We start from the raw sequence: 23,794 nt of genomic DNA on the forward strand, positions 1-23,794 counted from the left end.
CGGATGAACAACGTTATGCAAGACAGTAAGCACTCATCCGTCGATATGTCCGGGCTGCCAATCGATGACAAACCCGTGCGGCGCATCGGCTACCTCATGCTGCTGGTCACCTTTGGCCTGTTTGGCGGCTGGGCTACCCTGGCTCCGCTCGACAGTGCTGCGCTCGCGCCGGGCGTGGTCACCGTCAAGAGCTATCGCAAGACCGTACAACATCTTGAGGGCGGCATTGTGCGCGAACTGCGCGTGCACGACGGCGACCTGGTGAAAGCCGGCGATGTATTGTTGGTACTCGATAGCACCCAGGCGCGTTCGGAAATGGAAGCCATGCGTAGCCAGTTGATCGCCGCGCTCGAACTCCAGGCCCGATTGGTGGCTGAACGTGATGCACTGCCCGAGCCACCGCTCGTGCCTACGCTGGATCCCAATGATTCCCGAGTGCGCGAGGCTCGCGACAGTGAAGGGCGGATCTTCCAGACCCGACGGACCTCGTTGCTGGGCGAAATCGGTTTGCTGGAGAAGTCCATCGGACAAATCGAAGAACAGATTCGTGGATTCAAGGCCGTCATCGCCAGCAAGCAGATGCTGGCCGCTTCCTATGAAGAAGAGATTGTCGACTTGCGTGCATTGCTTGCCGAAGGCTACGTGGACAAGCAGCGTCTGCGCGAGCAAGAGCGAAGTCTCTCTCGCCTGCAGGCCGAAATCGCCGAAAGCCGCTCCGAAAGCGCGCGAGCGCGGGTTCATATCGACGAGGCGCGGTTGAAGATACTGCAACTGAAAAAGACTTTTGCCACCGAGGTCGCAGGTCTGCTGGGCGATGCGCAGACCAAGGTCTATGAATTGCGCGAGCGGCTGGCCACCCTGCAGGACCGCGACCAACGCACCGATATCCTCGCGCCCGAGTCGGGAATGGTCATGGGTATGAACGTACACACGCTGGGCGCAGTGGTCAGTCCAGGCACTGCGCTGTTGGACATCGTCCCGGCCAACGAAGAACTGATTGTTGAAGCACAGCTGTCACCGATGGACATCGACCGTGTCGCACTGGGCAAATTGGCGGACATTCGCTTCAGTGCCTTCAAGAGCAGCACCACGCCAGTCATCGAAGGGCAACTGGTGCAGATATCAGCTGATCGCCTGATCAACAAGGACACCGGCGCCGCTTATTACCTGGCACGCGTGGCCCTGACCGACAAGGGACGTCAGGCCCTGGGTGATCTGATCCTGGTACCAGGAATGCCGGTCGAAGTGCTGATTAATACGGGCGCGCGGACGCTGTTGCAGTATTTGATGCAGCCGGCCAGCAATGCTTTTGCCCGTTCGTTGATCGAGGATTGACATGAAGCTTCTGATCGCGATGAGTCTGGCCCTCGTGCCGCTTGGCGCTCTCGCTGACGACAGCTCGACGCCCCCTTACACAGATCTGTTGCAGCTGCATCAGGAAGCTCAAGGGGCTGACCCGCGTATTTTACGGGCACAAGCCATGGTCCGTAGTGGTGAGGGCAGCGAGCGGGCGGCCTTTGGTCAACTGCTGCCACAGCTCAATGCCAGCGGCAGTGTTAACCGCAGTCGCCGCGATGACGATTTGAATCGTATTCAATACAACGGCAAACGCCTGGCGATGATGCTCAATCAGGTTATTTACGATCCGCAGGTCTGGCGCAGCTATCAAAAGTACATAGAGCTGGCCCGCCAGAGCGAATATGAGTCCGATGACACCCAGGTGCAGGCCAGCATTGATTTATCCGAGCGCTACTTCGCGGTTCTCGCGGCGGAGGACGAATTGGCCCTGGTACGCAGCGAGCTGGATGCGACCGAGCGCAACCTCAAACGGACCCACGCGCTGTATGCACGCCAAATGGCGATGGTGACTGATGTACTTGACCTTGAGGCGCGCGTGGATGCGCTCAGGGCGGACGAGATCGAAGCCAGCAATGAGGTCGAGGTGAGTCGCCAAGCCATGTCCGAACTGGTGGGGCGTGATATCCGTGAGCCGCTCAAGCGCATGGCAGGCAATCCGGCCTTCAGTTTGCCTGCGCAAGCGCAGGATTATTGGGTGCAGACGGCACTCGACAGTAACCCGGCACTGCTTGCCCGCGAGCACGGTATCCGCGCCGCCGAGGCCGCTATCGGTGAAGCCAGGGCGGGACATCTGCCACGGCTGGGGTTGAACTTGACCGCGCAACGCAGTGATATCGGCTATGAAGGCGCGTTGACACCCCGCTCGGACAATCTCGTCGCCTCCCTGGACTTGCAGGTGCCGCTCTACAGCGGCGGCTCCACCCGTGCCCGAGTATCAAGCTCCGAAAACGATAAGGAAGTCGCCCAGCAAGAGCTGGAAGCCTTACGGCGTCAGATCATCACGCAAACCCGAACGGCCTATCTCGGCGTGACAACCGGGCTCAGCCGAATCAAGGCAACACAACGTGCCTTGGAATCCGCCGAAAAATCACGGATAGGCACCGAGAAGGCTTTCGGATACGGCGTCAAGCATGCCGTCGATGTGCTGGACAGTATCAAGGAAGAGTTTCGCGCACGGCGCGACTTCAATCAGTCCCAATACAAGTTCGTGACCAGTTTGCTGGTGCTGCATCGCTGGAGCGGCAGATTGGGGGAGGGGGATATCCGCAGGGTCAACGAATGGCTCGTAGCACCGTCATCTCAATGAAGACAAAAATAGTGGCAAGATGATGTTAAATCCACTCTTTCTGATGCAAAATATCCCTCTGTAATGGCCGCGTCCAGGAAAGGCCACAGACTGCTCAAGGAAGCTTCACATGCCCCATCCCGTTGGTTACTCGTTTGTTTCGTCCGCAAAGCTGACCGGCAATGCGCAAGTCAATAGCTTGCTTTATGGCACTTATTGGATGGGCAACTCGTGGAGTACCGGCACGTTTACCACGCCCCTGACGTATAGCTTCGTCACTGCGGACTCGCGTTTCGCCATTAATTACAGCAGTGATAATGAATATGAGTCCATTTACCTCCTGACGTCAGCGCAGCAAAACGCCATCGTCAGCGCGCTCGGCACCTGGAGTTCGGTCGCCAATCTCAAATTCACACGGGTCAACGAGTCCTCCACCAATGTCGGTGATCTGCGCTTCGGCGGCTATCTGGATATGGACGAAGACACCGCTGCCTGGGGCTATTTTCCCGCCCACACCGCCAGTGCCGGTGATGTCTGGATCGGGCCAGTGACGAACGACCCGACTCCCGTCAAAGGCACGTACGACTATCTGACTTTTATGCATGAGATCGGCCATGCTCTGGGCCTCAAGCACCCGTTCTCACAAAGCCTGTCAAACCCCACGGTACTGGCGCCTCAGTTCGATGATGTCCGCTATACCATCATGAGTTACGACAGTGCTTATTCCTATGAGCCCACCACGCCCATGTTGCTGGACATTGCCGCCATCCAGAGCCTCTATGGGGCCAACACTCAGTGGCAAACCGGCAACAACACATACAGTTGGGCGGCAGACCAATCGGTTTTCGAAACGATTTGGGACGCCGGCGGCAATGACACTATCGATGCCACCAATCAGGTCGCAGCGGTGCGCATCAATTTGAACGAAGGCCAGTTCAGCAAAATCGGTCAAGCGTTCATCGACCTGGACACCCTGGCGGCGTTCAACGAAGGGCTGGCGATCGCCTACGGCGCAAAAATTGAAAACGCAATCGGCTCGGCCAATAACGACACGCTCATAGGTAACGCACTAAACAATCTGCTAAATGGCCGTGCCGGCAAGGACATGATGATCGGCGGGGCGGGTAACGATACTTACGTCGTCGACAACGGCGGTGACGTGGTTCAGGAAAGCAGTGCCCTCAATGGAGGAATCGATAGCGTTGTTTCGTCCATCAACTACATTCTTGGCAGCTACCTTGAGAACCTGACACTGAGCGGCACCGGCAACCTCAACGGTACCGGCAACACGCTGAACAACCGCATCACCGGCAACGCTGGCGCCAACAACCTTTCGGGAGGGGCGGGCAGCGACACCCTGGATGGTGGCAGTGGTATCGACACGCTGATCGGTGGCGTCGGCAATGACACCTACGTGGTCGATAACATCAGGGACCTGATCAGCGAAACCAGCACTCTGGCCAGCGAAGTGGATACGGTGCGCTCCTCGGTGAGCTGGACCCTGGGCAACAATCTGGAAAACCTCACGCTGACCGGGTCAGCCTCTCTCAATGGCACCGGCAATGCGCTGGGCAACGTACTGATCGGTAATGCCGGCAGCAACCTGCTGAACGGCGGCGGAGGTATCGACACGTTGATCGGTGGCGTCGGCAATGACACCTACGTGGTCGACAACCTCAGGGACATCGTCCGTGAAACCAGCACTCTGGCCAGTGAAATCGATACTGTGCGTTCCTCGGTGAGCTGGACCCTGGGCGCTAATCTGGAAAACCTCGCCCTGACCGGCGCTGCTCACCTCAGCGGCACCGGTAATGCCCTGCGTAATGTACTGACGGGTAATGCGGGCAATAACGTGCTCAATGGAGGCGCAGGCCACGACACACTGGACGGTGGTAGTGGTATCGACACGCTGATTGGTGGCACCGGCAACGACATCTACGTGGTCGACAACCTCAGGGACATCGTCCGTGAAACCAGCACTCTGTCCAGTGAAATCGATACCGTGCGCTCCTCGGTGAGTTGGTCCCTGGGGGCCAATCTGGAAAACCTCGCCCTGATTGGCACTGCCCACCTCAGTGGCTCCGGCAACGCCCTGAACAATGTGCTGATTGGTAACGTCGGCAACAATCTGTTGAACGGTGGCAGTGGTATCGACACGCTGATCGGCGGCACCGGCAACGACACCTACGTGGTCGACAACCTCAGGGACGTGGTCCGTGAGACCAGCACTCTGGCCAGTGAAATCGATACCGTGCGCTCCTCGGTGAGCTGGTCCCTGGGGGCCAACCTGGAAAACCTCGCCTTGACCGGCGCTGCTCACCTCAATGGCATCGGCAATGCCCTGCGTAACGTACTGACGGGTAATGCGGGCAATAACGTGCTCAACGGAGGCGCCGGCAACGACACCCTGAACGGTGGCGGTGGCATCGACACGCTGATCGGCGGCAGCGGCAACGACGTCTACGCGGTCGACAACCTCAGGGATATCGTCCGTGAAACCAGCACCCTGGCCAGTGAAATCGACACTGTGCTCTCCTCGGTGAGCTGGTCCCTGGGGGCCAACCTGGAAAACCTCACCCTGATCGGCACTGCTCACCTCAATGGCACTGGCAATACATTGGGTAACGTGCTGATTGGTAACGTCGGCAACAATGTGCTGAACGGCGGAGCAGGTAACGACACCCTGGACGGTCGCAGCGGTATCGACACACTGATCGGCGGCACGGGCAAGGACACTTACGTGGTCGATAACCTCAGGGACATCGTCCGCGAAACCAGCACCACGGTTAGCGAGATCGATACCGTGCGCTCCTCGGTGAGCTGGTCCCTGGGGGCCAACCTGGAAAACCTCACCTTGGTCGGCAGCACCCACCTCAATGGCACCGGCAACACATTGGCTAACGTGCTGATCGGCAACGTCGGCAACAATGTGCTGAACGGCGGAGCAGGTAACGATACCCTGGACGGTGGCAGCGGTATCGACACGCTGATCGGCGGCAGCGGCAATGACACTTACGTGGTCGACAACCTCAGGGACATCGTCCGCGAAACCAGCACCACGGTTAGCGAGATCGATACCGTGCGCTCCTCGGTGAGCTGGAGCCTGGGGGCCAACCTGGAAAACCTCACCCTGACCGGCACCGCCCACCTCAACGGCACCGGCAACGCCCTGGGCAACATGCTGAACGGCAACACCGGCAACAACGTGCTGAACGGTGGAGCAGGCAACGATAAACTCAACGGCGGCGCAGGCGATGACACGCTGATCGGCGGCGTTGGCAGTGACACTCTCACGGGCGGCACTGGAGCCGATCGATTTGTTTTCAGTGCGCTGAATGAACTGGGTACGGGAAGCGCTCGCGACGTCATTACCGACTTCAGCAGCATCCTGGGCGATAAGATTGACCTATCGAAACTGGCTGCCGATGTCCTGAACGCGCCAATCAACGGGTTCAGCTTCATCGACTCGAACGACTTCACGGACGCGGGACAATTGCGCTTCGTCGATCAGGTGCTTTACGGCAACATCAATGGCAATCTGGATGCGGATTTCGAAATCCAGCTACTGGGCGTCAATACCTTCAGTGCCAACGATCTGATTGCTTGATAAAGCGGTGTCCTGACGCTTTGAGACAGTGAGAGCTTGCCCAATGCCGACTTGGCTTATAGCGACGCCCTGACTACCAATGGGCAATCTACTGGCTGGGCGCCCGATACCTCAAGGTTCTCGATCAGGTGCCGGGCAGCCCTGCGACCGATCTCGTAGTACGGCAGTTGGACCGTGGTCAGTGGCGGGATGAACAGCTCGGCGATGCCGATCATGTTGTCATAGCCGAGCACCGCAACGTCGCCGGGAATCTTCAGGCCACGGCCCAGCAACAACTGATAGGCACAGAAGGCGATACGGTCGTTGCCGCAGATCAGAATGTCGAACTGCGGTCGCCCCTCGATGATGTGCCGGTCGAGAATGGCTGCGGTTTCACCGTAGGCATCGTGATCGGAAAGGTCGTATTGCAGGAGCGTTTCAGGCGCCAGCCCAAAGGCCTGGCAGGCACGTCGCAAACCTTCTTGTCGCAGGCTCCAGGCAAGGCTCTGTTTTGGCAGATTAATACACAGAGGGCGCCGATAGCCTTGGCTCAAGGCGTGATGCACCGCTCGATGCTGCCCCGTTTCATCATCCGGCACATAGCTGACCAGGCGAGTGTCATCGGCCAGGCAATTGGCGAGTACCAGCGGTTTGCTCTTTAAACGTTCGGGGATGCTCACCTGGCGCAACCCCATGGCACTGAAGATCAGCCCGTCGGGACGGTGTGACATCATCAGGTCGATGTTCTGCTCGGTGGGCGGGTTGCTCAACAGGTTGAGGATAAACACATTCCAGCCGGCTTGCTGTGCGGTCTGCTCGATGGACAGTAGCAGCTCGACGGCGAAGGGGGTGGTGGCGGTATCCAGTGCGAACACACCGATGGTTCGCGCCTGGAGATTGTCCCCGCGCATCCTGCGCGCCGAAAGGCTCGGTACGAATTGCAGTTCGTCAATGGCGCGACGCACCCGCTGGAGGGTTTCCGGGCTCAGTTTTTCCGGGGTGTTGAGCGCTCGGGAAACCGTCATCAGGGACACGCCGGCCAGCTGTGCAACGTCTTTCACTGAAGTCATGCGAGGTGCGGCCAGTCAGGTTGACGCCGAATCATGACACAGGCCCCGGGCTTCTCGCGACTCGAATGACGATGCTCATAGCCACCCCGAGGCCAAAAGCCACGCATGGGTGATGGAGACATCCCCGCCAGTCCCGCTTGCGAGTAACTTCACCCCCAGGCTGTCGGGCTGGGGGTAGATGCGGCTGCTGAGACTGAAGCGGCCGCTTTGCTCAAACACCTCGATGGACGAGCGGTCCAGAAACACACGCAGTTGCAGAGGCTCTTGTTCCCGGTCGATCGCCACGCTGCGTTGACCGCTCACTTGTGCCCCCGAACGACTGCGGTCGAGCACCAGGCGCTGCAGTGACGCATCGTAGTAAAGCAGGGTGTATTCATCGCCATCGGCACTGCATCGCAAGGCGATGCCCAGGGTGCCTTCGGTGCAGTCGAGTAAATTCAACTGCACATGGATCTCGAGCCTGTCGCCATTCACTTGCGGCACCCACCGACTGCCCGATTCACCCCACGCAGGCGTGCTTGGCAACGGCGCCTTGCGCAACGCCGTCAATTCCCGGGCCGGGAACACCCTGAGGCGATCAGCATGCAATTGCAGCTCGCGGGGCAGTCCGAGCATGCCGCACCAGTGATGGGCCTGGCTCGGCATCGGGCTTTCCCACATGTCGAGCCAGGCCCACACCAGGCGCCGACCATCGGCGGCTACCAGCGTTTGCGCGGCATAGAAGTCATGGCCGTTATCCAGCTCGATAAACGGCCCGCCGCTGAAATGCCATTGGCTGTCGAGTTGCCCCACGCGATAACCGGTCTGGTACTTATTGAGCCGCTCGTAACCCTCGGGGCGCATGCCCTGGGGGGAGTACAGCAGCACGTCGCGCCCATTGAGGCGAAACAGATCCGGGCACTCCCACATATAGCCATCGCCCTCGTTGCCACGGGACACATAGTCAAGGAACTCCCAGGCGCGCAGATCGGTGGAACGGTACAACGGGAGCAAAGGCGTGTCGCCCAGGCGTGCGCCAGCAATCAGGTACCAATAGTCGTTGTCCTTCCAGACCTTGGGATCACGAAAATGCATGATCGCATCTTGCGGTGCTGTCTCGATGACGACACCCTGCTTGACGAACCGGATGCCGTCGACGCTGGTGGCAAGACACTGGACCTGGCGGATCTGGCGTTCGTCACCCACTTCCCCCAGCCAGGTGTGCCCGGTATAGATCAACGCCAGCGTGTCGCCACACACCACCGCACTGCCGGAAAAACACCCGTCGCGGTCAAAGTCATCGCCCGGCGCCAGTGCGATGGGCAGGTGCTGCCAATGGACCAGGTCAGCACTCTTGGCATGTCCCCAATACATTGGGCCCCATTTTGCGTCGAAGGGGTGATGTTGATAGAACACGTGATACTCGCCACGGAAGTACACCACTCCGTTAGGGTCGTTCATCCAGCCCGCGGGCGGGGCAAGATGATAGTCGGGACGATAGTCATCGATGACGCGGGACAAGCCAGCGTTCAGCGCCTGTTGCGCAAGCTCAAGGGTCGCGGATATTGGAGCGTTCATGGGATTCACACACACGGTCATAGGGCGCCTGCTCGTACCGAGCGCTGGGCAATATCATCCAACGGGGTTTCGAGGGTTTGTGGATGGCGCCTCAAGGCCGTACCGTCGGCATCGAACAGGTGCAGATTGTCGATCTCCACCTGCAGTTCGACCCGATCGCCCACTCGCCACCCGGCGTGGACCTCACAGCGACAGATCATGGGCTCATCCTGGCCGGTATCGAGGTGTACATAGGTTTCGCTGCCCAGGTATTCGACCCCGATCACGGCGATGCCGGCAGTGCCCTGTGCCGCCTTGAGCGTCACATGTTCCGGGCGAATCCCCAAGCTCAGTTGGCTGTTCGCCGCCAGGCTCGAGCTGTCAAAGGGCAGGGCGGTCCTGCCCAATACGAGGCTTTCAACCAGGCTGCTTGCGCCTGGCGTATGCAGGCTCGCAGCAAGAAAGTTCATTCTGGGCGAACCCAGGAAGCCGGCGACAAAGCGAGTGGCCGGGCGCTCGTAGAGCTCCCGCGGCGAGCCAACCTGTTCGATGTGGCCGCCATTGAGCACGACAATCTTGTCGGCCAGGGTCATCGCCTCAACCTGATCGTGGGTCACGTAGATCATGGTGGTGCCCAGTCGAGCATGCAGTCGGGCGATTTCGTTACGCATCTGCACCCGTAAGGAAGCGTCCAGATTGGACAGCGGCTCATCGAACAACAAAATGTCCGGCTCCCGCGCCATGGCCCTGCCCATGGCCACCCGCTGACGCTGTCCGCCCGACAGTTCCTTGGGCTTGCGTTGCAGCAGTTTATCCAATTGCAGGATTTGCGCGGTTTTCAACACGCGCTCACGAAGGCTGGTCTTTTCGGTCTTGGCCAGTTTCAGACCAAAACTGATGTTGTCGTAGACGCTCATGTGCGGGTAGAGCGCGTAAGACTGAAACACCATACCGACGCCACGCTCGCGCGGCTCCAGGTCATTGACCCGGCGACCGTCGATCAGTAGGTCGCCGGCGCAGATGGAATCGAGCCCGGCGATCAGTCGCAGCAGGGTCGATTTTCCGCAGCCCGAGGGGCCGACGAACACCACGAATTCACCGGCGGCGATTTCCAGGCTGACGTCGCGAAGAATGCGCATGCCGCCCAATTGTTTGTTCACGTTGTCTAGCTTCAACTTGATCACGATGCTGTTCCTTGTCTTTGTTGGGCATCAACCCTTTAACGCACCGGTAGTGAGACCGGAAACGATTCGGCGCTGGAAGATCAGCACCAGAATCACCAGTGGGACGGTGACCAGCACCGAAGCGGCCATCAACAGCCCCCAAGGCAACTCATGAGAGCTGCCGCCGGAAATCAGGGCGATGGCCACCGGCACCGTGCGCTGCGTGTCGGTGAGGGTGAAGGTCAGGGCAAACAGGAACTCGTTCCACGCAGCAATGAAAGCCAGCAGGCCAGTGGTGACCAGCGCCGGCCAGAGCAGTGGCAACAACACGCGGGTCAGGGTGACCCAGGGCGAAGCACCGTCCATGATCGCCGCCTCTTCCAGCTCATGGGGCAGTTGGCCCATGAATGTGGTCAGTACCCAGACGGTGAAGGGCAGGGTGAAAATCGTGTAGCTCAGGATCAACGCCCAGGACGTGTTGTACAGCCCCAGTGCACGGATCACCTCGAACAGCCCCGACAACACCGCGACCTGGGGAAACATCGACACGCCAAGGACCATCATCAGCACCGTGCCCCGCCCACGAAACTTCACCCGGCCCAAGGCATAGGCGGCGGTCAGGCTGAGGAACAGCGCCAGTGCGACCACACTCAGGGCAACCACCAGCGAGTTGCCGATCGCCCGCAAGAACGAGGCCTGCTGGAGCACGGCGGCATAGTTGGAGAAGTCGGGGTTGTCGACCCAGTAGCTCACCTGGAACAAGGCGCTGGACGGCTTCAGCGAAGTCACAATGGCGTAGTAGAAAGGGAAGACCGCATACAGCAGCAAAATCCCGATCAGGCACCAGAACCCGACGCGCAACAGCGCTTTTTTCAGTAGGCGCGGGCTCATGAGCGAACCTCCATTTGACGGCGTCCGAGGTACAGATAAATCATGGCGATGACTGCGACGACCAGAAACAGCAAGGTCGAGGCAGCGCTGCCGTAGCCGACGTCCTGGAACTCCATCAGATGCTGGCGGGCGTAGACCGACATGCTCATGGTGCTCGACGAGTTGGAGGTCAGCACATAGATGACGTCAAACACCCGCAACGAATCGAGGATGCGGAAAATCGCCGCCACCAGCAGCGCAGGCATCAGCAGCGGCAGGGTGACTCGCCAGAACACCTTCAGCGGGTGAATGCCATCGACGCGGGCGGCTTCGTAGCAATCGCCCGGCAACATCTGCAAGGCCGCCAACATCAGGAGCGTGACGAACGGGACGGTCTTCCAGACGTCGACGATGATCACTGCCCACATCGACAGGTCGGCGTCTGCCGTCCAGGCCAGGGGCGCGTCAATCAGGCCGGCGCCCAGCATCAGATGATTGATGATGCCGAACTGGTCGTTGAGCATCCAAGACCAGATTTTCGCCGAGACAATGGTGGGTATCGCCCAGGGAATCAGAATCAATGCCCGCACCAAGGCGCGCCCGGTGAACTTGACGTTCAGCAGCAGCGCCACCAACAGCCCCAGCACCATTTCCAACCCCACTGAAACCACAGTGAAATGCAGGGTGTTGCGCACCGCGTTCCACCATTGTGGATCGACTAGAACGCCCGACCAGCCGGTGCTGCTGTGCAACAGATAATTACTCAGGCCGATAAAGCTTGCGTCACCAGTGTCGGCCAGGCTGGCGTCGGTCAGACTGAACCAGAATGTGCGCAGCAGCGGCCAGGCCGCCACCAGGGCCAGACACGACAACATCGGTGTCAGGAACAGCCAGGCGGCGCGAACACGGCGGCGTTGTACCGGGGTTTCCCGGGCGGGCAGCAGCTCGTCACCGGTGGCCAGGGTAGTGGAGACAGACATGGTGATTTCCTTCCTTGTGGCTTACCAGTTCCGGCGTTTGATGCGCGTCAGTTCGCTTTCCAGCTCGGCCAGTGCTTGATCGACAGGCACCTCGCCGGCCAGCACGCCATGCACTTGATCGAAGAACGCATTGGAGACCCGTGGATAGCGATCGGCGGTAATCGAGGCAGGGCGCATGACCCCATCCTTGAGAATGCTGCGCAGTTGACTGTAATAAGGCATCGCCGCGAGCAACTCGGGGTCTTGATACAGCGACTCGATCACCGGGTTATAGGCGCCGACCAGGGCACGATGTTTCTGCTGCTGAGCACTGCTCAGGTAGCTCACCAGTTCTGCGGCCAGCTTGGGGTTGGCGCTGTAACGCGACACCGCCAGGCCCCAGCCACCGAGGGTGGAGGCGTGGGTGCCAGTCTCGCCACCGCGGGGCAGGGGAGCCACGCCAACCTTGTCTTTTACGACGCTATCCGGGCTTTGCACCAGGGCCCAGACATACGGCCAGTTACGCATGAACAGCGCATTGCCCGACTGGAACACGCCACGTCCTTCTTCCTCGGTGTAGTTGAGTACGCCGCGTGGGGAAATGTCTCCTACCCAGCTCTTGGCCAGCGTCAGCGCGGTTCTTGCCGCCGGGCTGTTGACCACGATGTCGCCTTGCGGATTGACCAACCCACCTTGTGGCTGGCTGCTGATCCACTCCAGTGCATTACACGTCAGGCCTTCGTAGGCGCGGCCCTGGAAGACGTACCCCCAGGCATTGGCGTTCCCGGCATTGCGCTCAGCCTGTTGGACTTCCCGGGCAGTTGCAGTCATTTGCTCCCAGGTCTGCGGCACCTGCTTGTGGTACTTCTCGAGCAAGTCCTTGCGGTAATACAGCAGGCCCGAATCGGTGAACCAAGGCATCGTCACCAGCCGGCCGTTCACCGTGGCGTTGTCCACCTGGGCCTGGAAGTAGCCCTCGGTCGCGTTGGCAGGGAGCACCGCGCGCAGGTCCATCAGATGTTTGGCCAGCATCCCCGGCCACACCATATCGATTTGAATGATGTCGATGTCGCTGGACCGGGCACTCAGGATTTGTTGGTAGAACGACAACCTTTCGGTGGCCGAGTTAGGCGTCGAAACCACTTCGACGCTGTTGCCGGTCTGCTTCGACCACGCGTCGACAGCCTCCTTGCACAGCTGCAGTTCAGCACCCACCGCACCGCAGGAGATTGTCAGGTTGGCGGCGGTCGAGAGGGATGGAAGCCCGACACAAAGGCCGAGCAGCGCAGCAGGAAGGAGCGATTTGAGCTGTTTCATAAAGCCCTCTTTATTTTTGTTTTTAGAAAAGTTAACGTTAACATCGCCAAATGTAGCAGCGTATTTGCGATGAGGCATCCTTTTTTTCATGGTTTTTGACAATTCAAAGGCCGAGAAAAAAAGACCATTGCGGGAACACAAAAATAAAAACAAAACAGGGAAATCCACATGCAGAAAGCATCAAGCTGGCTTCTCGCAGGCGTGCTCGGCACCTCGGCAGCCACCGCTCACGCAGCGACGCTGGAAGAACGCATGGCCGCGTTCGAGGCTCGTGCCAGTGCCGCGGAAAAACGTGCAGCGGCCGCCGAACAGCAAACCCAGGCCCTGGCCAGGGAACTGCAACAACTCAAACGCGCCGCTCCCGCCCTCCAATCCATGGCATCCCCTGCAAGTGTCGCCACGTCGACGCTGGACACGCGGCTGGCAAAACTCGAAGCCCATCAACAGAGTCTGGAAAAAAAGGACAGTGGTGCACACCTCACCGACGGGTTCAGTTTCAAGGGCTACGCCCGCTCCGGGTTGTTGGTCAATGACGGGCTGGGTGGCGGTCGTGGCGGTCCTTATACCACCCCGGCAGGTTCCGTCGGCGGCGCCGTCGGGCGACTCGGTAACGAGGACGACACCTACATGCGTATCGACCTGTCGAAAGAGCAGTACGCGCGCAACGGCACCCGCTCGAAATTCACGGTGTCCATCGCCGATGGCGTAGAAAGCTCCAATGACTGGACCGCCGACGAAAGTAACCTGAACGTGCGCCAGGTGTTTACCGAACTGGACCATATCGCGGCGTTCAAGGGGAACTCGGTGTTCGAGAATTCCACCCTTTGGGCAGGCAAGCGGTTTGACCGCGACAATTTCGATATCCACTGGCTGGACTCGGACGTCGTCTACCTGGCTGGCACCGGCGGCGGCATCTACGACGTGCAGATGAATAAGAACTGGCGCTCGAATTACTCGCTGGTCGGGAGAAATTACGGGGAGTTCAGTGACGGCGGCGTCAACGCTGATGTGGAAAGCTACGTCCTGACCTCCAACCAGTTTTTCGATAATGGGCAGTGGCAATGGATGTTCAACGCCATTGGCGCCAAGGAAAACGACATCGGTACTCGTAGCAATGAAGCGGGCCTGACGCCTGCGGACTCCGGCTTGCACAGTATGGTGGCCAATCACCAGAAGACCTTTTTCGGCAGGGAAGGCTTCTTCAAAACGGCGTTGCTCTATGGGCAAGGCCTGGGGGCAGAGGTCAAGAACATTGGCTCGGACGGCGAACTGATCGACGACGCCCGCGCTTTGCGTCTGGCGCTCTACGGTGAGACACCCATCGCTCCCGGCTGGCGCATCGGTCCGAGTTTACTGGCCGAGCAGAGCAAGGACCGCTACGTCAAAGGGGATGACTACCGCTGGATGACACTCAACGTGCGCCTGGCCAATGAAATCAACAGCAATTTCGAAATGGCCTACGAGATGAGCTGGCAAACCATGGACCTCGATCCCAAGGGCTACCTGCAACGCAACGCAGTCGACGGTAACTTCTGGAAGTTCACGATCGCCCCGACCTTCAAGCCTGATTTTGGGGACCTTCTCACACGCCCCGAACTGCGTGTGTTTGCCAGTGTCATGGACTGGTCCTCGGATCTGGACAGGTACAGCGCCGCCGATTCGTTCGGCAAGTCTGACTTCAATTCAGGTGGCGTGTGGCAATACGGGATACAGATGGAAACCTGGTTCTAAAGGGCTGGGGGGCATCTTCAAAGAGAATCACACCGTCAGGTTTACCTCCGCGGCCTCGTCAAATTTCGACCGGGCCGCTTCAACCTCAGACAGTTTGTCGAGCGTCCATTTATGCAGTTCGCGAAATGGCTGTTGCAGCGTTTGACCCAGTGGGGTGATCTCATACTGGACCGCCACGGGCGAGAACGAAATCACCTTGCGTGAGACAAGGCCATTTCTTTCCAGCCGCCGCAGGCACTGTGTCAGTGCTTTCTGAGTGACGCCCTCCAGGCGGCGCTTGATGGCATTAAAGCGGTGCGGGCCATCATCCAGCACCGCCAGCACCATCATTGACCACTTATCGGCGATCTGGTCGAACAGCGCCCGGCTTGGGCACTCCGACGAGAAACATTGCGGCTTTAATTCCAGCATCGAAGTTTCCTCATATATACCTAGGCGACTCTAGGTGCCTAATTGACATTTGGTTTACAAAATATACTTATATGGCTTCCAAAAGCAAACGGAGTCCATCCAATGTCAAACCCTGATACCAGCATACTATTTCGTCCTTTTTCGATCCGCTCGCTTGAACTGAAAAACCGGATTGTCATGGCGCCGATGACGAGGCAATTTTCGCCGCAGGGCATTCCCGGTGAAGGGAGCGCTGCCTACTACCGGCGGCGGGCTGAGGGTCGGGTCGGATTGATTTTGTCAGAAGGCACCGTCATCGACCGTCCCGCTTCACGTAACGGTTCCGGCATTCCTTTTTTCCACGGTGAAGCAGCGCTAGCTGGATGGAAGAACGTCATCGATTCTGTTCACACTGCTGGGGGCCGTATGGGGCCGCAACTCTGGCACACCGGTGCAGTACGTGACGTCAGCGGCTGGGAGCCTGATGCACCGGTTGAAAGCCCATCTGGCCTCGATTCGCCAAACGACCCGCGCGGTATGGCAATGAGCGAAGAGGACATTGCAGACACAGTTGCTGCTTTTGCCAGGGCAGCGGCGGATGCCAAACGGCTGGGTTTCGACACAGTCGAGATCCATGGGGCTCATGGATATTTGGTGGATCAGTTCTTCTGGGCGGGTACCAATCAGCGCACCGATCGTTATGGCGGACCGACGATCAAAGAGCGCTCGCGCTTTGCCGCTGAGATTGTGTCTGCCGTTCGTCATGCGGTGGGGCCCGAGTTCCCTATCATTATGCGCGTTAGCCAGTGGAAGCAGCAGGACTTTGGGGTGCGCCTCGCCGAGACCCCTGCATTGATGGAAGAGTGGTTGCTACCGTTGGTTGAGGCGGGTGTTGATGTGCTGCATTGCTCGCAGCGACGCTTCTGGGACGCTGAGTTTCCCGAAGTCGATGGTGAGAACGGGCTGAACTGCGCGGGCTGGGCAAAGAAAGTCACTGGCGCCACGACTATTAGCGTCGGTTCGGTCGGGCTGGACAATGATGTTACTCACGCCTTCGCTGGCAAGGGATCAACCCCCGCGAGCCTGGAGCGGCTCGTCGAGCGCATGGAGCGCGAAGAGTTTGATCTGATCGCTGTAGGGCGTGTTCTGCTGAGTGACAAGGAGTGGGTCGCCAAAGTGGAAAAAGGCGATTACGCAGATCTGAAGGGCTTCAATCCGGCATCTTTAGCCGAATTGGTTTGAGCCTTGGAGAGTGTCATGCCACACAGGTAATCCCGTAACCGGTGGACCTTGAGAGGTAAATTTGGCCAGCCGGCTCAGGTTCTGCATGCCTTGCCGGCCGGGCAGCGGTATTCCTCAATCTCTTCATTCCAGTGGAAATCGTTGCTCGAAAAACTGTCGTTCTTGCGCTCGGTTTGTCCCACGCCGGCGCGTGAGGTTCGATGTCTTTTTCCTCCACCAGATGCCAAGGATTGGTGCTAAGTAGCGATCGCCTGCTCGTCGTCGGCCCGGAGCTTGTCCAATACTGAGCGCTCCGGACGCGGTGCACCGAGATGCAGGTAACGTAGTTCATCCATAAAGGCACTCCAAAGCGAAGGGCCGCCCTTTTCCAGCACCTCCGCGCGCAAAGACGCTTCCTTGCTCGGATGCGTATGCCGAACACCCCATGCAGCCAAATGCGCGAGCAGAGGTACAAGCTGTATCGCCGCTTCCGTGAGGCTGTAAATTACTTTCTGCTGGTGATTCGGATCCGGGCATCGTGTCAGCAGGCCAGAAGCGGTCAAGTGTTTCAGCCTACTCGCGAGGATGTTCGTGGCGATGCCTTCCTGGTTTTTCTCCAGCAGGACGCCATAAGTGCGTCTGTTCTCGAACATAACATCGCGGATAACGATCAGGCTCCAGCGGTCGCCGATCTGCTCAAGCGTCAGGTTGATCGGGCAGCCCGATCGTCTTGTTTGTTGCACAGTTACTCTCCTTGAATTTCCACTTGCATTGTGCAAGTCGCTCAAATATTATTCAACCACTTGCACATTGCAAGCGCTATGGTGGCTCAGTCGGATCGGCGAAAAAATCGAACATCCGGGCTTTCATCACGGGTAATACCGGCAATTCGATGCTGCGTATGGCCGGAAAGGCGGTAACAGCGACATGGCACGATGAGCTGGGCGTTTTGCTAAAGATCATTACAGCTGTACGTACCTACATACCCACCACACACAATGGTTAAGAACACTATGAAATTCTCCACCATCACTTCGCGTACCCTGCTCGCGGTATCGTTAGCCTTCGCGGGTGCCTTCGCTGCCGTAGCTCCGGCCCAAGCTGCAGCGCCGATGCAGCACAAGCAGGTGCCGGGCTTCTATCGCACGATGATTGGCGACTATGAAGTCACTGCGCTCTATGACGGTGGCGGTAGCATCGACTCCAGTCTCCTACACGGTGATCCCGCGCTCATTCAGTCCCTCTTGGCGCGCTCCTTCCAAAACGATCCCAAGCAGGTTTCGGCAACCGTCCAAGGCTTCCTTGTCAACACTGGCTCCAAACTCGTTCTCATCGATACCGGTTCAGGCGGTCACTGGGGCCCTCCCACGCTGGGCAAGCTCGTGCAGAACTTGAAGGCCTCCGGCTACAAGCCGGAGCAGATTGACCTGGTTCTACTGACTCACCTTCACGCTGACCATGCCGGCGGTATCTACCAAAACGGGAAACGCGTCTTTCCGAACGCGACCGTGATGATGACGAAGGCCGACGCCGACTTCTGGTTGTCGAAGGAAATCATGGCCAAGGCCCCGGAAGAAGCAAAGATCTTCTTCAAAGTCGCACAGGAAGGCGCCGCACCTTACATCGCCGCAGGCAAATGGAAGCCGTACGAAGGCCTGGCCGAAATCGTCCCCGGTATCGCACCGTATGCCATTCCCGGCCACACGCCCGGTCACACTGGCTACATGATTTCCTCAAAGGGTCAGTCGCTGCTCATCTGGGGCGACGTAGCTCATGTTGGCGCCGTCCAGATGCCGCATCCGGAAATCAGCATCGTCTTCGACTCAGACAGTGCGACGGCCATCAAAACGCGTGAAGCCCTTTTGGTAAAGCTCGCTACGGACAAAACGATGATTGCCGCAGCCCACATGCCGTTCCCTGGCCTGGGCCGTCTTCGCAAAGCCGACAACGGCGAGGGCTATGACTGGGTGCCGGCGACTTTCCTCAACCTGGAGTGAGCTGATCATGACTTACGATTCATCTTCCGTCCGGGAGCTTCGGGATGCGATGTTCGCCTTCGACTTTGCGCATCCTGTACGCACCATTGAGACGCTCCGCGTCGGCATGGAGGCCATTTCACAAGCGAACCCGCCGGCGGCCGACCTAACCGTCGAGGCGATCAAGCTCGATGGTGTGGCCGCGGTGGCGATTACAGCTCCTGGCGCATCTAAGGACCGAGTCATCTACCATTTCCATGGTGGTGGCTGGGTGGCTGGCTCTCCTGCGTCGCATTTGGGCATGCTTGGGGAGCTGTCTCGAGCGGCAAAGTCCCAGGTCATCGTTCTGGACCACTCCAAGGCTCCCGAGCACCCATTTCCAGCATCCTACGACGAGTCCATCCGCGGCTACGAAGCCGTGCGTGCGCTTGGCAAGCCGTTTGCCGTGACAGGTGATTCCAGTGGCGGTGGCATGGCTCTCAACGTTCTGGCCTATGCAGCCTCGAAGGGCCATAAGGACGCACGAGCAGCGCTACTCATTAGCCCATGGGCAGACTTAACGCTAACGCTGCCCTCGTTAACGCAACTGGCTCACCGCGACCCAATGGTCAACGCGAGCGCGATGCGGGAGATGGTAGAGGCTTACGCCGGCAACCACGATTTGAAGGATCCGCGCATCTCACCCATGTTCGCCGACATGCACGGTTTTCCTCCGCTGCTCATACATGTCGGAAGCGACGAAGTACTTCTCGACGACGCGCTTGAAATTGACCGAAAGGTGCGCGCGGCCGACGGCGAGTCGCACCTTGAGGTCTGGCCGGAGATGCTCCACGTCTGGCACATTCAGACAGCTTCTTTGCCTCAGGCCCACGACGCTCTCCAGAGAGCCGGCGAGTTTCTCATCGGGCACCTCGCTGACTAGCACGCGCACGCACACTGCAAAACCGCAGACACTAGATAGGAGATGGTAATGACTACTGACGCCACCCCACCGGGGACAGCGTGGATGCAAATCGTCAAGAAGAAAGGAACGAGCGACTTCGCGACGTCGTTCACTGCTGACGCCAGCCTTCAGACCTCAGCCCTCAGCAAGACCGTGATCGGCCCGACATCCATCGGGGCATTCTTTGCCGCGACAAGTACGATGTACGAAGATTTCGTGTTCACTGCGGAGACGGTTGACGGTGCGAAGACTTACCTGGAGTGGGATGCCATCCACGGGGGTAAGCCGATCGCCGGCACCACCATCATCACTCGGAATGAGTCTGGCCTCGTCCGCAATATCAAGCTCTTTCAAAGCCCGTTCCCCGTCGTTCGTGAGTTCTCGGCGGGCCTGAAAGAGCGACTCGAAGAAACACTCGGTCAAGACTTCTTTAGCTAAGCCGGGCCAATTCGTCGCGGCGTTAGCTGAGCAACACCACTGAGGAACCACTCATGCCAATTTTCCACGCCCACATTCCAGCTCAAAAATTCTCTAGCGAAGAGAAACGCGCGCACCGAGCCGGAAGCACTGCAGGTGGCAGTCCTTGCGCGCGTCCCCAAAGAGGTAAGCTATGACCGATTGGCATTCCTGCGAACCGGCACAGGGACATTCCCTGCGGCACGATCCGCTCAACGCCATCGTTGCTCCGCGCCCGATCGAATGGATCAGTACTGTCTCCAACGACGGCGTACGTAACCTTGCTCCCTACAGCTTTGTTAACCTATTCAGCTACAAGCCGCCGATCATCGGCTTTTGCTCGCTTGGCGCGAAGGACTCGCTCGCCAATGCGCGTGCGACCGGTGAGTTCGTATGGAATCTGGCGACGCGAGAACTCGCCGAGGCGATGAACGCCTGCTTGGAAGCGGCGGTGCCCGGTCATCCACCGTTTAAGTGTGCGACGGTTTGAATCAAAGACTCTCAGGATCGCCAAAAAACATTTTGACTAGGCCCTAGGAAGGCGTTTTCAGGTCGATAATGCTGTTATTTGCTCCCACTTTTGCCCCCAATCGCATTGAGTGTGCGAGTGATCTTGAACGGCGACCTGCGACTGGCTCCAGTATGGTAGTAGCGGGTATTCGGTGCGCCTTCGCGTTCTTTTGGCAGGCACGCTAAAGCGGCGCTCCCTAGCAACGCAATAAGCGTGAGCGGGAATCTTTTTTTTGATCAGAAGCATCCCGGTATTTATGCTCGCGTCTCAGTCAATCTTGATTGTTTCGTGGAATATTTCTGCATAAAGCCGGGCGACGGCGGGTGTGAGGTTGTGTACTGAAGGAATCAGAAAACTTGAGTGGGGTGCGAGTCGTTTTGCGTAGATAACTTCGTACACCCTGCGCACGACTCCTGGCTCTGTTTCCTCTTGGTCTAAGCCAGGCATTATTCCTACGGCTTTGTAACCCGCATGCTCCAATGCTTGTTGCATATACGGAGCGCTGGTTGTCGCCATACCATAGATCAAGCCCGCGCCCATGGACCTTCCCATTTTTTCCCCGAGGTCTTGGGCAGCTACGGCCAGTTTGGTTTGTCTATGATGTTTGGCTACCGCGCCCACTCGCCCGAAGATGACATCAGCGCCGTCAATTTTTTCCCACGTTGCTATCGCGACGATTTCATGATTCTGGCGCACCACGATAGCGAACATTCCCCGCTCCAGATCGTTTTCGAGCACCACGTTGTCTTCATAAAATCGCTGGTTCAGAAAAGGGCTCCCTAACCCCACCTTAATGGAGGGGAACCACGTCTGGAAAAAAATTATCGCTACATCGATCTCCTCGCGTTTCAGGTAATCCCATGTGTAGCCAGAGGGTAAAACAGTGAAACTGCGAATTTGATCGATCGTTGGCCATTTCATGCGGTTCTGCTCGTCTTGATTGTCTAATTGCCTTGCAGGAATCGGTCGGAGGAAGAGGCTTATTCAGTCGCTTCTCTATCGAGTTGTTTGCGATCTATCAGCAATTCCCGGGCGTCTATTGGGGAAGGCGGCGGGTTAGCCGGTGGTGTTTTCAGTCCTGAGGACAGCGCCCTTGCAGAATCTTGGGTCATGCCCGGCCGCAAATTGTCTGTGACGGTCGACCACTTCACCGATGACAAACTGCATCAGCCTCCGGACGAAGGCCGTATCGAGGTTGGCCTCCTGGGCGAGGGCTGTCAGACGTTCGTATTGATGCTGCTCTCTCTTCTTGTCCACCGCAGGCAATTGATGTCGGGCTTTGAGCAAGCCGACCTCATCAGTACAGCGGAACCGTTCAGCAAGCATGTGGATGAGTGCGGCGTCGATATTGTCGATGGTTTGTCTGATTGCCCAGAGTTGACGCGTGATGTCGGAGTTTTCCATGGATAACCTCGTGGCGGTTGTTCTAAGGGTCTTGTCTGTACCCATCCTTGGTCCCTTCATGGTTGGACGGAGAACCTGAGCAGGCGCTTTACGCGGGATCGGGCATGCTCAACGATTTCTTCAGCCACTGCGTGACTACCTTGAAAGCCGAATCTGAATTGCGTTCATAGATCAATCCATGGCCGTTGCCGTGAATACCCAGTGCCGGTAGATCCAGGTGGTGAATGTTGGCACCGGCATTTCGCAGGAAAGGGACGATGCTGGATGCATAAGAAGCAAACACTGATGTCTCGCCTGTCACCAGCGCTACCGGAACGCCCTGCAAACCGGGAATTTTCAGGGTCGATGGTTCTGCTGTGCGGACTTGCTCCGCCGTCTTGCGAGGCGGATCAAAGGTCAAAGGAGCGGCGGTCAGTCCCCATTCGAGGCTGCCTATACCCGGTGTGTGGCCAAATACCGGACCCATAGGCTCCACCGCCACAATCCCTGCGATCAGGTCGGGTCGACGATCGGCGACCAACCAGCCACTGGGCCCGGAAGCGGAATGCGTAACGATGATGGCCTTACCGATTCTGTCGAGCAGTTCGGCCAGTCGATCCGCGTCTAGGGTCTGCGATGCCGCAAGGTCGGCCGGCATGGGGCCGTAAGCTGCAATGAAGGCGTCAAAAGCCGCTTCATCGTCCAGCTCAAACGGCCACTGTGTTTCTCCTCCTCCTTCTGGAAAGTAGACTTCGCGGGCGCGCTCATAGGAAAACGCGGGCCCCATCGGCCCCATGATGTCGGGATGATAGGGCGATCGTCCGTGACCCGGTCGGTCGACGCGAAAGACTACAAAGCCCGCTTCGAGGAACCGCTGCGCCCATCCCGGACGACCATCGGGGGTATCCAGCCATTCAGTGCCTTGCAGCGTGCCACCGTGCACCAGCACCACGGGATAGGGTTGAGTGATGTGCTCGGGGGATTCCCAGGCTACGTACATCGGCCCTTTCTGAAAGTTTTTACCGTTCTGGGTAACGCGGGCTCCGGTCACCCAGAAGTTGCCACGCCGCGTACGTTTTATCGGTGCGCTTCGCCAGGGTTGCTGGGCATGATCGGTTGATTGGGTAACTGTCTGCATAGCGAAAACCGACCAGTCCTTGTCGTCGTACCCCCGGGCCACCGCTGACGTCATTTTCGATTGCACAGCATCCGCTGCCGGCAGTTCCAGGTCCTTGAGACGGCCCGCATCAATAGCCAGATTTATATCCTTGAGGCCAAGAGACAATTTGAAACCCGGTTCAAAGCTGCTGTTAACGATGTTCTGCCCATACCGGTGATAACTAGGGCAGGCGAACAGGGTCTGGGTCATGAGGTTGACGAAAATAGAAGGGCTCAGTCCGTGACGTTGAACGAGTCCGGTTGCTTCGCCCAGCGACTGGATGGCTTGGGTGATCATCATGTTGCCGGCGATTTTCGCGATACACGCGTGTTCAGGCTGATCGCCCAGATACCAGGTGTTTTTCCCGAGCAGGTCAAACAGCGGTTGAACCGTCGAGACCGCTTGCTGCGATCCGGCCGCCAGGATATTCAACTCGCCGTTCGCGGCCACGGCGGGCACGCCGAAAACCGGCGCCGCGACCAAGGCCATGCCGATCGCATCATGCATGCCCTGCAACTCGACCATGAGCGAAGGCGACAAAGTCGACATCACGACATGCACGCAGGTCTTATCTGCTTTTTCCAGAGCCGCGCTGGACAGCAGCACCTCCCTGACGGCGGCATCATCGGCCAGCAGGCTGATGACGACCTCTTGCTCAAAGGCCGAGGTCGGCGATTCGAGAACACTTACGCCTGCGAGATCCATGATCGCCGCGTGACTACGGTTCCATGCCGAGACGTGATGGCCTGCCCGGACGAGCAGTGGAATGATTGCTCTGCCCATGCTTCCCACACCGATAAAACCAATCTTCATTTGCAATCCCCGGTTGGTATTCGACGAAGGAGAATGCAGACAAGTATGTCCGGCGCGGGATTGCTA

At 58.4% G+C, this 23,794-nt stretch carries 19 protein-coding genes and 2 pseudogenes; 9 read left to right on the forward strand and 12 right to left on the reverse strand.

What is annotated here, in order from left to right:
• Nucleotides 1–15: 15 nt before the first annotated feature.
• From BMY45_RS13035 to BMY45_RS13045, 3 genes are all read left to right on the forward strand, one after another.
• The gene (locus tag BMY45_RS13035; RefSeq protein ID WP_256573645.1) at nt 16–1,335 is read left to right on the forward strand and encodes an HlyD family type I secretion periplasmic adaptor subunit; all 1,320 of its coding nucleotides are present in this window, start codon (nt 16–18) and stop codon (nt 1,333–1,335) included.
• A gap of 1 nt (nt 1,336) precedes the next feature.
• Nucleotides 1,337–2,665: a TolC family outer membrane protein gene (locus tag BMY45_RS13040; protein ID WP_092398148.1), complete on the forward strand. Its 1,329-nt coding sequence runs from the start codon at nt 1,337–1,339 to the stop codon at nt 2,663–2,665.
• A gap of 109 nt (nt 2,666–2,774) precedes the next feature.
• Complete coding sequence (locus BMY45_RS13045; RefSeq protein WP_092398150.1) at nt 2,775–6,251, forward strand: M10 family metallopeptidase C-terminal domain-containing protein; 3,477 nt, start codon at nt 2,775–2,777, stop codon at nt 6,249–6,251.
• A gap of 56 nt (nt 6,252–6,307) precedes the next feature.
• Here the strand turns inward: BMY45_RS13045 and BMY45_RS13050 are convergent, their stop codons facing one another.
• From BMY45_RS13050 to BMY45_RS13075, 6 genes are all read right to left on the reverse strand, one after another.
• Nucleotides 6,308–7,300 carry a LacI family DNA-binding transcriptional regulator gene (locus BMY45_RS13050; protein ID WP_092398152.1) on the reverse strand — a complete coding sequence of 331 codons (993 nt, stop codon included), beginning with the start codon at nt 7,298–7,300 and terminating at the stop codon, nt 6,308–6,310.
• Between the two features lie 75 nt (nt 7,301–7,375).
• Complete coding sequence (locus BMY45_RS13055; RefSeq protein WP_092398154.1) at nt 7,376–8,878, reverse strand: glycoside hydrolase family 32 protein; 1,503 nt, start codon at nt 8,876–8,878, stop codon at nt 7,376–7,378.
• Nucleotides 8,875–10,020 carry an ABC transporter ATP-binding protein gene (locus tag BMY45_RS13060; RefSeq protein ID WP_092398156.1) on the reverse strand — a complete coding sequence of 382 codons (1,146 nt, stop codon included), beginning with the start codon at nt 10,018–10,020 and terminating at the stop codon, nt 8,875–8,877. The genes BMY45_RS13055 and BMY45_RS13060 overlap by 4 nt, the downstream gene beginning before the upstream one ends.
• Nucleotides 10,021–10,047: 27 nt before the next feature.
• Nucleotides 10,048–10,890: a carbohydrate ABC transporter permease gene (locus BMY45_RS13065; protein ID WP_092398158.1), complete on the reverse strand. Its 843-nt coding sequence runs from the start codon at nt 10,888–10,890 to the stop codon at nt 10,048–10,050.
• Nucleotides 10,887–11,849 carry a carbohydrate ABC transporter permease gene (locus BMY45_RS13070; protein ID WP_092398160.1) on the reverse strand — a complete coding sequence of 321 codons (963 nt, stop codon included), beginning with the start codon at nt 11,847–11,849 and terminating at the stop codon, nt 10,887–10,889. The genes BMY45_RS13065 and BMY45_RS13070 overlap by 4 nt, the downstream gene beginning before the upstream one ends.
• Before the next feature lie 21 nt (nt 11,850–11,870).
• Nucleotides 11,871–13,145 (reverse strand): ABC transporter substrate-binding protein, encoded by a 1,275-nt coding sequence (locus BMY45_RS13075; RefSeq protein WP_092398162.1) that lies wholly within the window; start codon nt 13,143–13,145, stop codon nt 11,871–11,873.
• A 168-nt stretch (nt 13,146–13,313) separates the two neighbouring features.
• On the opposite strand from BMY45_RS13075, the gene BMY45_RS13080 reads away from it, so the two are divergent.
• Entirely contained in the window at nt 13,314–14,876 is a 1,563-nt protein-coding gene (locus BMY45_RS13080; protein ID WP_092398164.1) for a carbohydrate porin, read from the forward strand.
• Between the two features lie 27 nt (nt 14,877–14,903).
• Here BMY45_RS13080 and BMY45_RS13085 read toward each other — a convergent pair whose 3' ends face one another.
• Entirely contained in the window at nt 14,904–15,287 is a 384-nt protein-coding gene (locus BMY45_RS13085; RefSeq protein ID WP_092398165.1) for a winged helix-turn-helix transcriptional regulator, read from the reverse strand.
• Between the two features lie 102 nt (nt 15,288–15,389).
• Here BMY45_RS13085 and BMY45_RS13090 point away from each other — a divergent pair, with 102 nt between their 5' ends.
• Complete coding sequence (locus BMY45_RS13090) at nt 15,390–16,508, forward strand: NADH:flavin oxidoreductase (RefSeq protein ID WP_092398167.1); 1,119 nt, start codon at nt 15,390–15,392, stop codon at nt 16,506–16,508.
• 77 nt (nt 16,509–16,585) lie between these two features.
• Here BMY45_RS13090 and BMY45_RS28400 read toward each other — a convergent pair.
• Together BMY45_RS28400 and BMY45_RS13095 are read right to left on the reverse strand one after the other, a co-directional pair.
• Nucleotides 16,586–16,728: pseudogene (locus BMY45_RS28400) on the reverse strand (IS5/IS1182 family transposase); the annotation flags it as partial.
• Nucleotides 16,729–16,744: 16 nt separating this feature from the next.
• Entirely contained in the window at nt 16,745–17,230 is a 486-nt protein-coding gene (locus tag BMY45_RS13095; protein ID WP_092398169.1) for a winged helix-turn-helix transcriptional regulator, read from the reverse strand.
• Between the two features lie 270 nt (nt 17,231–17,500).
• On the opposite strand from BMY45_RS13095, the gene BMY45_RS13100 reads away from it, so the two are divergent.
• From BMY45_RS13100 to BMY45_RS13115, 4 genes and pseudogenes are all read left to right on the forward strand, one after another.
• Nucleotides 17,501–18,484 (forward strand): MBL fold metallo-hydrolase, encoded by a 984-nt coding sequence (locus BMY45_RS13100; RefSeq protein ID WP_092398171.1) that lies wholly within the window; start codon nt 17,501–17,503, stop codon nt 18,482–18,484.
• A 7-nt stretch (nt 18,485–18,491) separates the two neighbouring features.
• Nucleotides 18,492–19,385, forward strand: coding sequence for an alpha/beta hydrolase (locus tag BMY45_RS13105; protein WP_092398173.1), 894 nt, complete (start codon nt 18,492–18,494; stop codon nt 19,383–19,385).
• A 48-nt stretch (nt 19,386–19,433) separates the two neighbouring features.
• Nucleotides 19,434–19,844, forward strand: a complete 411-nt coding sequence (locus BMY45_RS13110; protein ID WP_092398175.1) for a hypothetical protein — start codon at nt 19,434–19,436, stop codon at nt 19,842–19,844.
• Nucleotides 19,845–20,016: 172 nt separating this feature from the next.
• A pseudogene (locus BMY45_RS13115) lies at nt 20,017–20,349 on the forward strand (flavin reductase family protein); the annotation flags it as partial.
• Nucleotides 20,350–20,640: 291 nt separating this feature from the next.
• Here BMY45_RS13115 and BMY45_RS13120 read toward each other — a convergent pair.
• From BMY45_RS13120 to BMY45_RS28405, 3 genes are all read right to left on the reverse strand, one after another.
• The gene (locus tag BMY45_RS13120; RefSeq protein WP_092398177.1) at nt 20,641–21,294 is read right to left on the reverse strand and encodes a hypothetical protein; all 654 of its coding nucleotides are present in this window, start codon (nt 21,292–21,294) and stop codon (nt 20,641–20,643) included.
• A gap of 135 nt (nt 21,295–21,429) precedes the next feature.
• Entirely contained in the window at nt 21,430–21,777 is a 348-nt protein-coding gene (locus tag BMY45_RS13125; RefSeq protein ID WP_092398586.1) for a chorismate mutase, read from the reverse strand.
• An 88-nt stretch (nt 21,778–21,865) separates the two neighbouring features.
• Nucleotides 21,866–23,728, reverse strand: coding sequence for an NAD(P)-binding domain-containing protein (locus BMY45_RS28405; RefSeq protein ID WP_256573646.1), 1,863 nt, complete (start codon nt 23,726–23,728; stop codon nt 21,866–21,868).
• Nucleotides 23,729–23,794 lie beyond the last annotated feature (66 nt).

The organism is Pseudomonas sp. NFACC39-1 (assembly GCF_900110355.1).
GTDB lineage: Bacteria > Pseudomonadota > Gammaproteobacteria > Pseudomonadales > Pseudomonadaceae > Aquipseudomonas > Aquipseudomonas tehranensis.

What these genes read in the sequence shown, in the direction of transcription:
- BMY45_RS13045 (WP_092398150.1), top strand. Translation starts at nt 2,775, where the DNA reads ATGCCCCATCCCGTTGGTTACTCGTTTGTTTCGTCCGCAAAGCTGACC.
- BMY45_RS13105 (WP_092398173.1), top strand. Translation starts at nt 18,492, where the DNA reads ATGACTTACGATTCATCTTCCGTCCGGGAGCTTCGGGATGCGATGTTC.
- BMY45_RS13065 (WP_092398158.1), bottom strand. Translation starts at nt 10,890, where the DNA reads ATGAGCCCGCGCCTACTGAAAAAAGCGCTGTTGCGCGTCGGGTTCTGG.
- BMY45_RS13070 (WP_092398160.1), bottom strand. Translation starts at nt 11,849, where the DNA reads ATGTCTGTCTCCACTACCCTGGCCACCGGTGACGAGCTGCTGCCCGCC.
- BMY45_RS13040 (WP_092398148.1), top strand. Translation starts at nt 1,337, where the DNA reads ATGAAGCTTCTGATCGCGATGAGTCTGGCCCTCGTGCCGCTTGGCGCT.
- BMY45_RS13075 (WP_092398162.1), bottom strand. Translation starts at nt 13,145, where the DNA reads ATGAAACAGCTCAAATCGCTCCTTCCTGCTGCGCTGCTCGGCCTTTGT.
- BMY45_RS13125 (WP_092398586.1), bottom strand. Translation starts at nt 21,777, where the DNA reads ATGGAAAACTCCGACATCACGCGTCAACTCTGGGCAATCAGACAAACC.
- BMY45_RS13050 (WP_092398152.1), bottom strand. Translation starts at nt 7,300, where the DNA reads ATGACTTCAGTGAAAGACGTTGCACAGCTGGCCGGCGTGTCCCTGATG.
- BMY45_RS13120 (WP_092398177.1), bottom strand. Translation starts at nt 21,294, where the DNA reads ATGAAATGGCCAACGATCGATCAAATTCGCAGTTTCACTGTTTTACCC.
- BMY45_RS13080 (WP_092398164.1), top strand. Translation starts at nt 13,314, where the DNA reads ATGCAGAAAGCATCAAGCTGGCTTCTCGCAGGCGTGCTCGGCACCTCG.
- BMY45_RS13110 (WP_092398175.1), top strand. Translation starts at nt 19,434, where the DNA reads ATGACTACTGACGCCACCCCACCGGGGACAGCGTGGATGCAAATCGTC.
- BMY45_RS13055 (WP_092398154.1), bottom strand. Translation starts at nt 8,878, where the DNA reads ATGACCGTGTGTGTGAATCCCATGAACGCTCCAATATCCGCGACCCTT.
- BMY45_RS13090 (WP_092398167.1), top strand. Translation starts at nt 15,390, where the DNA reads ATGTCAAACCCTGATACCAGCATACTATTTCGTCCTTTTTCGATCCGC.
- BMY45_RS13085 (WP_092398165.1), bottom strand. Translation starts at nt 15,287, where the DNA reads ATGCTGGAATTAAAGCCGCAATGTTTCTCGTCGGAGTGCCCAAGCCGG.
- BMY45_RS28405 (WP_256573646.1), bottom strand. Translation starts at nt 23,728, where the DNA reads ATGAAGATTGGTTTTATCGGTGTGGGAAGCATGGGCAGAGCAATCATT.
- BMY45_RS13035 (WP_256573645.1), top strand. Translation starts at nt 16, where the DNA reads ATGCAAGACAGTAAGCACTCATCCGTCGATATGTCCGGGCTGCCAATC.
- BMY45_RS13100 (WP_092398171.1), top strand. Translation starts at nt 17,501, where the DNA reads ATGAAATTCTCCACCATCACTTCGCGTACCCTGCTCGCGGTATCGTTA.